The sequence below is a fragment of the Methylobacterium sp. ap11 genome (assembly GCF_900110515.1).
Classification (GTDB): Bacteria; Pseudomonadota; Alphaproteobacteria; order Rhizobiales; family Beijerinckiaceae; genus Methylobacterium; species Methylobacterium ajmalii.
This window is the reverse complement of the sequence record NZ_FOEB01000003.1, coordinates 170,416-183,746: the sequence shown is the minus strand read 5'-3', so window position 1 is coordinate 183,746 and position 13,331 is coordinate 170,416. Positions and strand designations below refer to the sequence as shown.

Below are 13,331 nucleotides of genomic sequence, written 5' to 3'. Positions count from 1 at the left end.
GAGAGGGGGAGATGCGCACCCGCCGGCGGGATCCGGGAACCGGACGTCTTAGAGCACTTCACGATCGCGCTGCAATCGCGAAGCTCTCTAAGCACTTGTTTTTGCCGCATTTTCTGCGACGAACCGGTATCCACTTCGTCGGCAAATGCTCTAGTGGTTGTCGCGCGGCACGCCGTGGGTCTGGGCGATGCGCTGGAAGGCCTCGGAGCCCTTGAGGATCATGCCCTCGGAGAGCTGGTCGACCATCGCGCGCTGGATCGCCTGCCAGGGGGTCTGGCTCGCCGGGTAGGCGTAGCCGCCCCGGGCCGCCAGGTCCTCGCGGCGGCGTGCGATCTCCTCCGCGGGGAGCAGGATGTCGGCGGTGCGCTTGTTGAGGTCGATCCGGACCCGGTCGCCGTTCTGGAGCAAGGCGAGGCCGCCGCCGGCCGCGGCTTCCGGCGAGGCGTTGAGGATCGAGGGCGTGCCCGAGGTGCCGGACTGGCGCCCGTCGCCGATGCAGGGCAGCGACAGCACGCCCCTGCGGATCAGCTCGCCCGGGGGCTGCATGTTCACGACCTCGGCCGCGCCCGGATAGCCGATCGGGCCGGCGCCGCGCATGATCAGCACCGTGTGCTCGTCGATCTCCAGTGCGGGATCGTCGATGCGGTGGTGGTAGTCCTCCGGCCCGTCGAACACCACGACCCGGCCCTCGAAGGCGTAGGGGTCCTCGGGGTTGGCGAGGTAGCGGTCGTAGAACTCGCGGCTGATCACGCTGGTCTTCATGATCGCGGAATCGAACAGCGAGCCCTTGAGGTTGAGGAAGCCGGCGCGCTCGCGCATCGGCTCGCCGTAGGGCTTGATGACGTCGCGGTCCCAGGTGTGGGCGCCCTGGCAGTTCTCCGCCACGGTGCGGCCGTTGCAGGTCAGCGCCTCGCCGTGGAGCTTGCCGGCCTCGAGCAGCTCCGACATCACCGCCGGCAGGCCGCCGGCGCGATAATATTCCTCGCCGAGATACTGGCCGGCGGGCTGCATGTTGACGAGGAGCGGGATGTCGTAGCCGACACGCTCCCAGTCGTCGCAGGAGAGCGGCACCCCGATCAGCTTGGCGATGGCGTTGATGTGGATCGGCGCGTTGGTCGAGCCGCCGATGGCGGTGTTGGCGACGATCGCGTTCTCGAACGCCTCGCGGGTCAGGATGTCGGAGGGCTTCAGGTCCTCCCACACCATGTCGACGATGCGCTGGCCGGTGGCGTAGGCGGCCTGGCCCCGCTCGCGGTAGGGCGCGGGGATCGCCGCCGAGCCCGGCAGCGCCATGCCGAGCGCTTCCGCCAGCGCGTTCATGGTCGAGGCGGTGCCCATCGTGTTGCAATGCCCGGTCGAGGGCGCCGAGGAGGCCACGATGTCGAGGAACTGCTGGTAGTCGATGTCGCCGGCGGCGTGGCGCTCGCGGGCCTTCCACACCACGGTGCCCGAGCCCGTGCGCTCGCCGCGGCTCCAGCCGTTCAGCATCGGGCCGACGTTGAGCGAGATCGTCGGGATGTTCACGGTAGCGGCCGCCATCAGGCAGGCCGGCATGGTCTTGTCGCAGCCGGTGAGCAGCACGACCCCGTCGAGGGGATAGCCGTACAGCACCTCGACCAGCGACAGGTAGGCGAGGTTGCGGTCGAGGGACGCCGTCGGCCGCTTGCCGGTCTCCTGGATCGGATGGCACGGGAACTCGAACGCCACGCCGCCGGCCGCCGTGATGCCCTCGCGCACGCGCTTGGCGAGCTCGAGGTGGTGGCGGTTGCAGGGTGACAGGTCGGAGCCGGTCTGGGCGATGCCGATCAGCGGCTTGCCGCCGCGCAGCTCGCCGACGGTCAGGCCGAAATTGAGGTAGCGCTCGAGGTAGAGCGCGGTCATGCCCGGGTTGTCCGGGTTGTCGAACCAGAGGCGCGAACGCAGGCGGCTGGCGTCGATGCGGGGGCGCGGCGTCTGGGCCATGGCGGGGTCGTCCTTCCCGAAGTCCGTTCTTGTCGAGAACCGTTCTCGGGAAGCTATGGACCCGCCCGGTGCAGGAAGGCAACACCGCCGCGTGCATGCCCGGGCCCCCGCGTCCTGCGACCCCGACGAGCCTAAAGTTTGTCACGCGGCCGCTGTCGCAACGCCGTCGAGCGGTGCTATGAGGCCGGCTGAACCATACCGCTCGATCGTTCGGGGGAGCCGCCCAATGAGCCAAGAGAAGACGTCCAACCCGCTGGTGCCGATCGCCATCGTGGTGTCGATCCCGGTCCTCGTCTGCCTGATCATCATGCTGACCGACCAGGGCATCGAGCGCTCGCTGCTCTGGGCCGCGATCAAGACCGGCATCATCCTGATCGTGCTCGGCGGCGCGCTGTCGTTCGGCGTCAGCCGGCTCTCCGAGCGCAACGGCTCGCGCTGAGCGGATTTCGCCGAAGCGGTTGCCGGTTCGACACCGAGAATCTGCGACGGAACAAGAACTTGAGCGGGCGAGGCGTCGGCCTGCCAGCGCAACTCTGCTTACGGCCCGGACGATCCGTCCCGACGGCACGGGAAGGCCGCGGGACCCTGACGACGCCGCGGCGGCGGGGCCCGATCCCGCCGCACCGGGCGTCCTTCGAGGAAACGAGAGAAGCCCATGCCCGTCGTCGTTCCCGCCTTCTCGCGCATCGGGGAGGAGAACGCCTTCGCGGTCCTCGCCCGCGCCACGGCGCTGGCCCAGGCCGGCCGCGACGTGATCAATCTCGGCATCGGCCAGCCCGACATGCCGACCCCGCCCCACGTCGTCGAGGCGGCGGTGAAGGCGCTGCAGGACGGGCACCACGGCTACACTCCGGCGACCGGCATCCTGCCTTTACGCGAGGCAGTGTCGCGCGACCTCGACCGGCGCTTGGGCGTCCAGGTCTCGCCCGACAGCGTGATGATCGTGCCGGGCGGCAAGGTCACCATGTTCATGGCGATCCTGATGTTCGGCGAGCCGGGGGCCGAGATCCTGTACCCGGATCCGGGCTTCCCGATCTACCGCTCGATGATCGAGTTCACCGGCGCGACGCCGGTGCCGGTGCCGATCCGCGAGGCGAACGGGTTCGCCTTCTCGGCCGAGGAGACCCTGGGGCTGATCACCCCGCGCACCCGCCTGCTGATCCTCAACTCTCCCGCCAACCCGACCGGCGGCGTGACCCCGAAGGCCGAGATCGACACGCTCGTCGCCGGCCTCGCGGCGCACCCGAACGTCGCGATTATGTCGGACGAGATCTACGGCACGATGACCTATGACGGCGAGCGCCACCACACGCTGCTCGCCTATCCGGAGATTCGCGACCGCCTGATCTACCTCGACGGCGCCTCGAAGACCTACGCGATGACCGGCTGGCGCCTCGGCTGGTCGGTGTGGCCGGCCCCGCTCTACGACGCCGCCCGCAAGCTCGCGGTGAACTCGTTCTCCTGCGTCAACGCCGCGACGCAATGGGCCGGCATCGCCGCCCTCGACGGGCCGCAGGACTGCGTCGCCGCGATGATGGCCGAGTTCGACCGCCGCCGCCTCCTGGTGGTCGAGGGGCTGAACCGGCTGCCGGGCGTCTCCTGCATCACCCCGAAAGGCGCCTTCTACGCCTTTCCGAACATCGGGCAGACCGGCTGGAAGGCCAAGGCGCTCGCCTCGGCGCTCCTGGAGGAGGCCGGCGTCGCGACGATCGGCGGGCCGGATTTCGGCGTCCACGGCGAGGGCTACCTGCGCCTGTCCTACGCCAACTCGGCGGAGAACATCTCTCGGGCCCTGGAGCGGATCGGGGCGTTCCTGGAGCAAAACCGGCGCTGAGAGCCCGGTCGACAGGCGCGACGACGGTTCGAGATCGGGAGACGCCGACCTGTGGGCGCACGCAGGATTTCCGCCTGCTTCGCCCCGGGACGAACAAAGCCCGGGATCCCCTCTCCCACACGGGAGAGGCGCCTTGTCTTTTTTCGGATGAATCGAGCCGAAGCCGTCACAGCCGATCGCGAGCGTCCCGGAGCGAGGCTGCAAGTCCGGCGAATACTGGCGGAAACGCGCATGGCTCGCGCAGGACGCAGTAAAGCAGCAACGGCACGACAACGATGGCGGCTGAGAAAGATGGCTGCCGATGAGGCCGTCGTCACCCCGAAGGATGGAATGGCGCTCCCAAGGGGACTCGAACCCCTGTTTTCGCCGTGAGAGGGCGACGTCCTAGACCGCTAGACGATGGGAGCTGACCGGCCGGACCACGGAGAACAGGTCTTCGCGAGGAAAACCGGAACTTCATCCGTCGTCAGGAAACCCGTGGCGCTCCCAAGGGGACTCGAACCCCTGTTTTCGCCGTGAGAGGGCGACGTCCTGGACCGCTAGACGATGGGAGCTTGCCGGCGGGATGGCGGCGGTATAGCGACGGGCCTGGACGGGCACAAGCCCGAAATCGTATCCCGGCGGCGTTTCCGGAGACGCGACGGGAGAGATGGGTTTGAGCGACGGCGAAGTGCGGGAGGACGTGATCCCGCCGGGGGAGGGGAGCGAGCGCCTGGACCGGGCCCTGGCGCGGTTGTGGCCGGACCTGTCGCGCAGCCGCCTGCAGGCGCTGATCCGCGAGGGCCAGGTGAGGCTGGACGCGGCCCCTGCGGGCGATCCCTCCGCCAAGGTCGTGGGCGGCCAGCGCGTCGCCGTGACGGTGCCGGCGCCGCGACCGGCCGAGCCGGAGCCGGAGGCCCGCGACCTCGCGGTGGCGTACGAGGACGACGACCTGATCGTCATCGACAAGCCGGCCGGCCTCGTGGTGCATCCGGGCGCGGGCAACGACAGCGGCACCCTGGTCAACGCGCTGCTGGCGCATTGCGGCGCCAGCCTGTCGGGCATCGGCGGCGTCGCGCGGCCGGGCATCGTCCACCGCCTCGACAAGGACACGACCGGCCTGATGGTCGTGGCCAAGACCGACCTCGCCCACCAGGACCTCTCGGCGCAGTTCGCCGATCACGGCCGCACCGGCCCGCTGGAGCGGGCCTACCTGGCGCTGGTCTGGGGCGTGCCCGACCCCGCCAACGGCACGATCGACGCGGCGCTCGCCCGCTCGGAGCGCAACCGGGAAAAGATCGCGGTGGTGCGCGAGGGCCGCGGGCGCCACGCGATCACCCATTACCGCACCGAAGACGTGCTCGGCGCGCGCGAGGCGGTCGGCCTGGTGCGCTGCCGGCTCGAGACCGGGCGCACCCACCAGATCCGCGTCCACCTCGCCCATCGCGGCCATCCGCTGCTCGGCGACGCGGTCTACGGCGCGGCGTTCCTCACCAAGGCCAACCGCCTGGAGCCGGAGGCCCGCCAGGCCCTCGCCGATCTCGGGCGCCAGGCGCTGCACGCCGCGCTCCTCGGCTTCCGCCATCCCCGCAGCGGCGAGACGCTGCGGTTCGAGAGCCCGCCGCCGGCCGACATGGCCCGGCTCATCGCCGCGCTGACACCGTAGGACCGTCGTAGGACAGGCGTCGCGCCCGGCGACGGGGACGAAAGCCTCTGCTCGTACGTTCTATAGTCAAGGATGCCCGGCAGGGACGGCGCCCGCCTCGTCCGGAGCGTGCGGGACCGCACGCGGCGAACCGCCACGGCCGCACCAAACGGCCCCTCGCGCGTTAGTGGCGACACCCGTCGCTACCCGGCTGTGCCGCGCTCTGCTAAGAAGGCGGATCGAACGGCCGGCCAACGGGAGGCCGTTCGCGCTCGCCTGACCGAGGGGAGCTTTGAGGAGGTTGGAATGGCTGCTGCACTTCCCGTGCTCGCCAATGAAGGGGGCCTGTCGCGCTACCTGGACGAGATCCGCCGGTTTCCGATGCTGGAGCCGACGGAAGAGTACATGCTCGCCAAGAGCTGGCGCGAACATGGCGACCGCGACGCCGCCCACAAGCTCGTGACCTCCCACCTGCGGCTCGTGGCCAAGATCGCCATGGGCTATCGCGGCTACGGCCTGCCGATCGGCGAGGTGGTGTCCGAGGGCAATGTCGGCCTGATGCAGGCCGTCAAGCGCTTCGACCCCGACAAGGGCTTCCGCCTCGCCACCTACGCGATGTGGTGGATCAAGGCGGCGATTCAAGAATACATCCTGCGCTCGTGGTCGCTCGTGAAGATGGGCACGACCGCGAACCAGAAGAAGCTGTTCTTCAACCTGCGCAAGGCCAAGGGCCGGATCTCCGCCCTCGACGAGGGCGACCTGCGCCCCGATCAGGTCAAGCAGATCGCCACCCGCCTCGGCGTGCCCGAGCAGGACGTGATCGACATGAATCGTCGCCTCGGCGGCGACGCGTCGCTCAACTCCCCCTTGCGCGAGGAGGGCGAGGGCGAGTGGCAGGACTGGCTCGTCGACGACAGCCCGACCCAGGAGACGGTGCTCGCCCGCGAGCAGGAGGGGCAGAACCGCCTCGCCGCCCTCAAGGACGCGCTGGGCGTGCTCAACCCGCGCGAGCGCCGGATCTTCGAGGCGAGGCGGCTGGCCGACGACCCGATCACGCTCGAGGACCTGTCGAGCGAGTTCGGCGTCTCCCGCGAGCGGGTGCGGCAGATCGAGGTGCGGGCCTTCGAGAAGGTGCAGGACGCGGTCAAGCGCAACCTCGCCTCCCGCGAGGCGCCGCGGGCGGGGGTGCCGGCCTGAAAGCCGGCACCGGCCATCGGGACCTGCCCGGCCCGCATGGGCCGGCCCCGATCTGCAGGATCGGCCTCATCCCATCGGCACGAAGGCCGAGAGGCCGATCAGCACCAGCGGCATCGCCACGAGCGCCAGCACGGTCTGCACCGCCGTGATGCCGGCCATTAGCGGGGCATCGCCGCCGAGCTGGCGGGCCAGAATGTAGGCCGAGGATGCGGTCGGCAGCACCTGGAACAGCACGGCCGTGGTCAGCGCCGGCCCGTGCAGCCCGAGGCCGTACGCCACCAGCACGGTCGCGGCCGGCATCGCCAGGAACTTCATCGCCGAAGCCGACAGCACCGGTCCGACCCAGCGCCGCGCTCCCGAGAAATCGAGGGCGCCGCCGACGCAGAGCAGGCCGATCGGTAGCGAGGCGGCGCCGAGGCTGCGCAGAGCGGGCTCCAGCCCCGGCGGCAGGCCCCCGCCGAGGAGCTGGACCGCCATGCCGGCGAGCGACGACACGATCAGCGGGTTCGTCGCCAACTGCCGGGCGACGGCGCGCGGCGTCAGCCGCGCCGCGCCGTGGCGTGCGAAGACCAGCACGCACAGGACGTTGACGGTGGGCACGATCGCCGCGTTGCAGATCGCCGCGAGCGCGATGCCCTTCGGCCCGAACAGCCCGGCGGCGAGCGTCAACCCGACGTAGTTGTTGAAGCGCACGCTGCCCTGGAACACCGAGGTGAAGGCCGGCCCGTCGACCCGGAGGACCGGCCGCAGGGCGACGGCGAGGCCCGCGACAAGGAGCGTCGAGAGGATGAGCGTCAGGGCCAGCGCCCCCACCGGTACCGCCTCGACCCGGGCGGTGGCGAGGCTGTGGAAGAACAGGCTCGGCAGCAGCACGAAGTAGCCCAGCCGCTCGGCCTGCGGCCAGAACGCGTCGGCGAGGAAGCGCCGGCGGCGCAGGGCGAAGCCGAGGGCGGTGAGGAGGACGACCGGCAGGAGGGCCAGCAGGACGGCGCCGGTCATGAGGGGAGCGTCAATGCAGGGCTGCCTTCGGCGGGAGGGGCGGCCGGTCGTCCGGCGTCACCGCAGGCTTAGCCCGGTCGGGCGCGGTCTCCCAGACGGGCGCAGAGCAGGCGGCCATGCGCTCCCGGTGGGCGATCCGCCGCGGGCGTCGTGCGAACCGCCACCGGACGCGGTCGGGCCCGCCTGCACAGGCCGGTCATGCCGCCGTGCGACCGGCCTAGGTCGAACGACCGGCGTGTAATTCGATTGAGCATAAATTGTTCATCCGAGTTTTGTTCCTGCATGACCGACGATCTCGCGGCTTTCGGTGTCGAAAGAGATCGATGTCGCTGCCAGTTATCCATCGTTAGGAATTTTTTAGACGATGAAAATTATGCGGGCTGGATCCCACGGAGCGGAATCATGGCCGGCCTGCACAACATCAAGATCCTGCACAAGCTGGTAGGGGTGATCGCGCTGATCGGGGCCATCGTCGGCGGCTGCATCTGGTACGCGCAGGCGCGCATGACCGACATCGACGACGCCTACAGCCTGTTCCTCGTGCGGGAGGCCCGCGCCGTCGCCACCGCACGGCGCCTCAACCGCGTCGTCTTCGAGCTCAACTACAACGTCTACCGGATCATCGCCGAGACCGATGCGCAGGAGATGCGGCAGGCCGATGCGGCCTTCGAGGCCGCCCTGCCCGAAATCGACCAGATGCTCGGCGACCTGCGCCGGGAAGCCCCGACCTTCACGACCCGGAGCGACGAGCAGGCCGCGCGCATCGCCCGCTTCGTCGAGACCGTCGCAGAGGTACGCCGCCTCGGCCTCGCCAAGCGGAACGCCGAGGCCCTCGCCCTCGTGCACCGGGAGGTCGACCCGACCTTCAGGGCGATGGTCGCGGGCGCCACCCAGCTGTCCGAGGACATCCGGGTCTACATGGAGAAGCGTTCGGACGACCTGACCGACGAGACCAACGCCACCCGCCGCAGCCTGATGGCCTTCAGCGCCGCGGGCCTGTTCGTCGGGCTCCTGGCGGCGCTCCTCGTCAGCCTGTTCGGCATCACCCGTCCGCTCGGGCGGCTCGTCGCGGTGCTGCAGCGCATGGCCGGCGGCGACGCCGAGGCCGAGATCGCGGAGGCGGCGCGCGGCGACGAGATCGGCGCCGTCGGCCGCGCCGTGCAGGACATCAAGGCGATGGTGGCCCGCAAGGCGGCCGAGCAGGCCGAGATCGAGCGCATCGCCGAGGAGGCGGCCGCCCGCGAGCGCAAGCGCACGATGGTCGAGCTCGCCGACGGGTTCGAGCGTGCGGTGGGCGGCATCGTCGGCGTCGTCTCCTCCTCCGCCACCGAGCTGCAGGCGACCGCCCAGCAGATGACCTCGACCGCCGCCGAGACCGCGTCCCAGTCGACCACGGTCGCGGCCGCCGCCGAGGAGGCCGCCGCCAACGTCAACACCGTGGCGGCCGCGGCGGAGGAACTCGGCGCCGCCGTGCAGGAGATCGGCCGCCAGGTCGCCGGCTCGGCCGATCTCGCCCGGTCCGCCGTGACCGAGGCCGACCGGACCGCGCAGCTGGTGCAGGAGCTCAGTCGCGCCGCCGAGCAGATCGGCGCCATGGTGGGCATGATCTCCGGCATCGCCGGGCAGACCAATCTGCTCGCGCTCAACGCCACCATCGAGGCGGCGCGGGCCGGCGAGGCGGGGCGCGGCTTCGCGGTCGTCGCCGCCGAGGTCAAGGAACTCGCCAGCCAGACCGCCAAGGCGACCGAGGAGATCGGCCAGCGCATCGGACAGGTGCAGGGCGTGACCGCCCAGGCCGTCGGCGCCATCGGCAGCATCGCCGGGCGGATCGAGGAGATCTCGGGCGTCGCGGCCTCGATCGCCGCGGCGGTGGAGCAGCAGGGCGCCGCGACCCAGGAGATCGTCCGCAACGTCAGCCAGGCCGCGAGCGGCACGAGCGAGGTCACCGGCAACATCGCGGGCGTCGCCCGCGCCTCCGAGGATACCGGCGCGGCCGCCACGCAGGTCCTCGCCTCGGCCTCCGAGCTGTCGCGCCAGTCCGAGCAGCTCTCGGCGGAGGTCCACCGCTTCCTCGATACCGTGCGGGCGGCGTAGGCCCTCCGCCTCGTCGCGGCGATTGCACGATGAAGGGCCGGCCGGTCGGGCCGGCCCTTCATCGCATGACGGCGCGCATATGCGCGACGCGCTCCGCGGCCGGGAGCATCCGCGTCTCGACGGCGACCTGCTGGATCAGGAGCTGCCCGGCGCCGACGAACGTCCCGATATAGACGGTGACCGGATGGCCGCCCGCGCCGGTGCAGACGATCCGGATGCGACCCGTCTTGCCGTCCTTGGCTTCGCATTCCGCGCCCCCGGCCGTGATGCGCCGGAAGAAGGCCGGGGTTTCGCCGATGCCCACCTTCTCGTCGGCGCCGTCGGTCGCCGCGACCTGCAGCGGCCGCCCGGCCTCCGTCAGGAGGTCGTGCCGGCTCCATTCGACGGCCTGCGCCGCGACGGGCTGGAGCACGAGGGCGAGGCCGGCCAGCGCGTGTCGGAACGTCATGCTCGGTCCTTCGCAGGGGCGCTGCCGAGGTATCGGTGCGCGCGTCGTCGCGAGCCTGCCGGGCGGAGAGACGCCCCGCAAATGGAAAGTGCGTCACCAGTTTTTATTATATTATTATAGATTTATCATAATCTTATTATGATAAGATTGTCGGATCTGTTATGTCTCGAATTGTTGCAAGAAAGAAAATCGCGGTGATATCGTCCGTTTAAGGCGCCTCAAGCGGCGCCAGCCGGCGGAGACACGTCCGGCCGACGAGACGACAGGGAGGATAGAATGCGCGAGAACCGCATAAGTCGGGCATGATCGCGTGTGCGACGCACATATTTCTTGAACTCATCATGTTGCGCTGCGGGGTCGAGGCCGCGACGACCGTGCGTCCATTGACGCGCGCCGTGCCGGGCGACCGCACGCTGATGCGGGGCCGAGGCCCTTCCCCGACATGTCCTGCGCGGAGAGAGGACCCATGACCGACGAGACGACGCAGGAGCCGTGCGCGGGCGGATGCACCGGGGCGCCGTTGCCGCGCCGAAGCCTCCTCACGGCGGGGCTCGCGCTGCTCCTCGCCCCCGCCGACGCCCTCGCCGCCGGAGAGCCGGCCGGCGGCCAAGTCCCGGCCGCCAACGCATCGACCGTCAAGGCGCCGAATCCCAAGGCGATGCGCCCGCAGCCCGGCGATACCTTCGCGTATCTCAGCGGCGAGGCCAAGGACCAGAAGGTCATGGCGGCCGACCTCAAGGTCGGCGATCCGCCGCGCCTCGTCTATCCGGTCGATCCGGCGACGGGGACGATCCGCAGCGGTTCGCGGGTCAACCAGATCCTGCTGATCCGCACCGATCCCGCCGCCCTGACCGCGGCCACGGCGCCGCGCGGGGCTGACGGCCTCGTCGCCTATTCGGCGATCTGCACCCACAACGGCTGCCCGATCACGCTCCTCAACGAGGACGGCCGGTCGGTGGTCTGCACCTGCCACGGCTCGCGCTTCGATCTCGCCGACAACGGCACCGTGCTGACCGGCCCGGCCACCCGCCGCCTCGCCGGACTGCCGATCGCCGTGACCGACGGGGCGGTCACGGTCGCGGGCGGGTTCGTCGGCGCCCTCGGCGCGGCCCCGTCGCAGCAATAACCGGTCGCGAGAACCGGACAGACGCCTTCGCCACAACGACGCTTCTGGGAGATCGACGCCATGATCAAGACCCTGTCCGCGGCCCTGCTCGGCTCCGTCCTCGTGCCCGCCCTCGCCGTGGCGGCGCCGCTGAAGACCTATTCGACGGTCACCCAGGAACGGCTCTCCAACCCGGAGCCCGAGAACTGGCTGATGGCCAAGGGCAACTATGCCGGCTGGAGCTATACGCCGCTCGATCAGGTCAATGCCGGCAACGTCAAGTCGCTGCGGCCGGTCTGGAGCTACTCCACCGGCGTGACCTCCGGCCACGAGGCGCCGCCGATCGTCAACAACGGCGTCATGTATGTCGCCACGCCCTACAACCAGGTCATCGCCATGGATGCGAAGACCGGCGAGTCGGTCTGGCGCTACAAGCGCGACTTCCCCGAGGGCTTCAGCGCCTTCCACTACACCAATCGCGGCGTCGCCCTGTGGGGCGACAAGGTCTACGTCGCCGGCCTCGATTGCCGGCTCGTCGCCCTCGACGCGAAGACCGGCAAGGTGGCGTGGGAGGCCGAGGTCTGCGACTGGACGCAGGGCGCCTACATCACCTCGGCCCCGGTCGCGGTGAACGGCAAGATCATGATCGGCCCGTCCGGGGGCGAGTTCGGCGTGCGCGGCTTCCTGAAGGCCTTCGACGCGGAGACCGGCAAGGAGGACTGGACCTTCTGGGCCGTGCCGGCTCCCGGCCAGCCGGGCTCCGAGACCTGGCCGAAGGAGGGCCGCTGGAAGGACGCCTGGAAGATCGGCGGAGGCACGATGTGGATGCCGGGCAACTACGACGCCAAGAATGGGGTGCTGTACTGGGGCGTCGGCAACGGCTCGCCCTGGCTCGGCGACCAGCGGCCCGGCGACAACCTCTATGTCGCCTCGGTCGTCGCGCTGAACCCGGCGGACGGCACGATCAAGAGCCACTTCCAGTACCACTGGAACGATTCCTGGGACTGGGCCGCGATGAACGCCCCGACCCTGATCGAGCTCGACCGCGACGGCAAAAAGGTGCCGGCGATGATCAGCGCCCAGCGCAACGGCTATCTCTACCGTCTCGGCCGCACCGATGGCGGCCAGATCAGCTTCCTGGACGCCCGGCCCTTCGTGAAGAACACGGTCTTTTCTAGCGTCGACCCGAAGACCGGCCGGCCGACCTACAACCAGGCCGGCGTGCCCGGCACCGGCCGGGCCGGCACCTACTGCCCGAGCGTGTGGGGCGGCAAGGACTGGCCCTACGAGTCCTTCAACCCGAAGACCGGGATGCTCTACGTCCCGTTCAACGACAACCACTGCATGACCTACGAGGGCAAGGTCCAGGAGCGGGTCCCCGGCCAGTGGTCGGCCGGCGTCGACATCACCGACATCAAGCTCCTGATCGACAAGGACGTGAAATATATCGGCGGCATCCAGGCCATCGACGTCAACACCAACAAGGAGGTCTGGCGCGACACCTACGCGAAGTCGTGGATGTGGGGCTCGATCCTGTCGACGGCCACCGACCTGATCTTCACCGGCGGCACCAGCGACCGGATGTTCCGGGCCTACGACGCCAAGTCCGGCAAGGAGCTGTGGAGCTTCAAGACCAATTCCGGGATCATCTCGCCGCCGATCAGCTACGCCATCGACGGCAAGCAGTACATCGCGGTCGTCTCGGGCTGGGGCGTCGATTCCGCCCTGGTCCAGGGCATCATGGCCGACGAGCACGGCTGGGAGAAGGACATCCCCCAGGGCGGGACGGTCTGGGTCTTCGCCGTCGACGACGAGAAGGCGCCGGAGAAGCGGGCCGAGGCCGGGTCGTCCACCCGGTAGTCCGGCGCGGTATCCCGGAGACGTGAGACGCGCGGACCTCCTGCTCTCCCCGTACGGCCTCGCGCCCGCGGGGAGAGCGGAGGCCGGCGCCTTTTTTCTTCGCCCGGGGCCGGCCCCCGGTCCCCGTGGCGGGCCGCCCCGGCGTGCGGATTGCAGAGAAAGCCCGCCCGCCGGACTGCCTTGGCGAAGCCGTCGATCGTCGACCGAC

General features: G+C 70.0%; 10 protein-coding genes and 2 tRNA genes. 7 read left to right on the top strand and 5 right to left on the bottom strand.

Features of this window, described 5'->3' with window-relative positions:
• Nucleotides 1–150: 150 nt before the first annotated feature.
• Nucleotides 151–1,962: an IlvD/Edd family dehydratase gene (locus BMX97_RS05430; RefSeq protein ID WP_091746310.1), complete on the bottom strand. Its 1,812-nt coding sequence runs from the start codon at nt 1,960–1,962 to the stop codon at nt 151–153.
• Between the two features lie 226 nt (nt 1,963–2,188).
• Here BMX97_RS05430 and BMX97_RS05425 point away from each other — a divergent pair, with 226 nt between their 5' ends.
• Together BMX97_RS05425 and BMX97_RS05420 are read left to right on the top strand one after the other, a co-directional pair.
• On the top strand, nt 2,189–2,401 hold the full coding sequence (locus tag BMX97_RS05425; RefSeq protein WP_060849724.1) for a hypothetical protein: 213 nt from the start codon (nt 2,189–2,191) through the stop codon (nt 2,399–2,401).
• Between the two features lie 216 nt (nt 2,402–2,617).
• Nucleotides 2,618–3,796, top strand: coding sequence for a pyridoxal phosphate-dependent aminotransferase (locus BMX97_RS05420; protein WP_091746307.1), 1,179 nt, complete (start codon nt 2,618–2,620; stop codon nt 3,794–3,796).
• A gap of 331 nt (nt 3,797–4,127) precedes the next feature.
• Here the strand turns inward: BMX97_RS05420 and BMX97_RS05415 are convergent.
• Nucleotides 4,128–4,203, bottom strand: a tRNA-Glu gene (locus tag BMX97_RS05415).
• Between the two features lie 71 nt (nt 4,204–4,274).
• Nucleotides 4,275–4,350, bottom strand: a tRNA-Glu gene (locus BMX97_RS05410).
• Between the two features lie 101 nt (nt 4,351–4,451).
• Between BMX97_RS05410 and BMX97_RS05405 the strand changes: the two genes are divergently transcribed.
• Together BMX97_RS05405 and rpoH are read left to right on the top strand one after the other, a co-directional pair.
• Nucleotides 4,452–5,441, top strand: coding sequence for an RluA family pseudouridine synthase (locus BMX97_RS05405; protein ID WP_244538295.1), 990 nt, complete (start codon nt 4,452–4,454; stop codon nt 5,439–5,441).
• Nucleotides 5,442–5,726: 285 nt separating this feature from the next.
• Nucleotides 5,727–6,617, top strand: coding sequence for an RNA polymerase sigma factor RpoH (rpoH, locus tag BMX97_RS05400; RefSeq protein ID WP_060849727.1), 891 nt, complete (start codon nt 5,727–5,729; stop codon nt 6,615–6,617).
• 66 nt (nt 6,618–6,683) lie between these two features.
• Here the strand turns inward: rpoH and BMX97_RS05395 are convergent, their stop codons facing one another.
• A complete protein-coding gene (locus BMX97_RS05395; protein ID WP_091746301.1) occupies nt 6,684–7,616 on the bottom strand; it encodes an AEC family transporter in 933 nt (310 codons plus the stop codon).
• 402 nt (nt 7,617–8,018) lie between these two features.
• Between BMX97_RS05395 and BMX97_RS05390 the strand changes: the two genes are divergently transcribed.
• Complete coding sequence (locus BMX97_RS05390) at nt 8,019–9,710, top strand: methyl-accepting chemotaxis protein (RefSeq protein WP_091746298.1); 1,692 nt, start codon at nt 8,019–8,021, stop codon at nt 9,708–9,710.
• A gap of 58 nt (nt 9,711–9,768) precedes the next feature.
• On the opposite strand, the gene BMX97_RS05385 is transcribed toward BMX97_RS05390, so the two are convergent.
• The gene (locus tag BMX97_RS05385; protein WP_091746294.1) at nt 9,769–10,158 is read right to left on the bottom strand and encodes a hypothetical protein; all 390 of its coding nucleotides are present in this window, start codon (nt 10,156–10,158) and stop codon (nt 9,769–9,771) included.
• 466 nt (nt 10,159–10,624) lie between these two features.
• On the opposite strand from BMX97_RS05385, the gene BMX97_RS05380 reads away from it, so the two are divergent.
• On the top strand, nt 10,625–11,284 hold the full coding sequence (locus BMX97_RS05380; RefSeq protein ID WP_091746291.1) for a QcrA and Rieske domain-containing protein: 660 nt from the start codon (nt 10,625–10,627) through the stop codon (nt 11,282–11,284).
• A 60-nt stretch (nt 11,285–11,344) separates the two neighbouring features.
• Nucleotides 11,345–13,123 carry a PQQ-dependent dehydrogenase, methanol/ethanol family gene (locus BMX97_RS05375; RefSeq protein ID WP_091746288.1) on the top strand — a complete coding sequence of 593 codons (1,779 nt, stop codon included), beginning with the start codon at nt 11,345–11,347 and terminating at the stop codon, nt 13,121–13,123.
• Nucleotides 13,124–13,331: the final 208 nt, after the last annotated feature.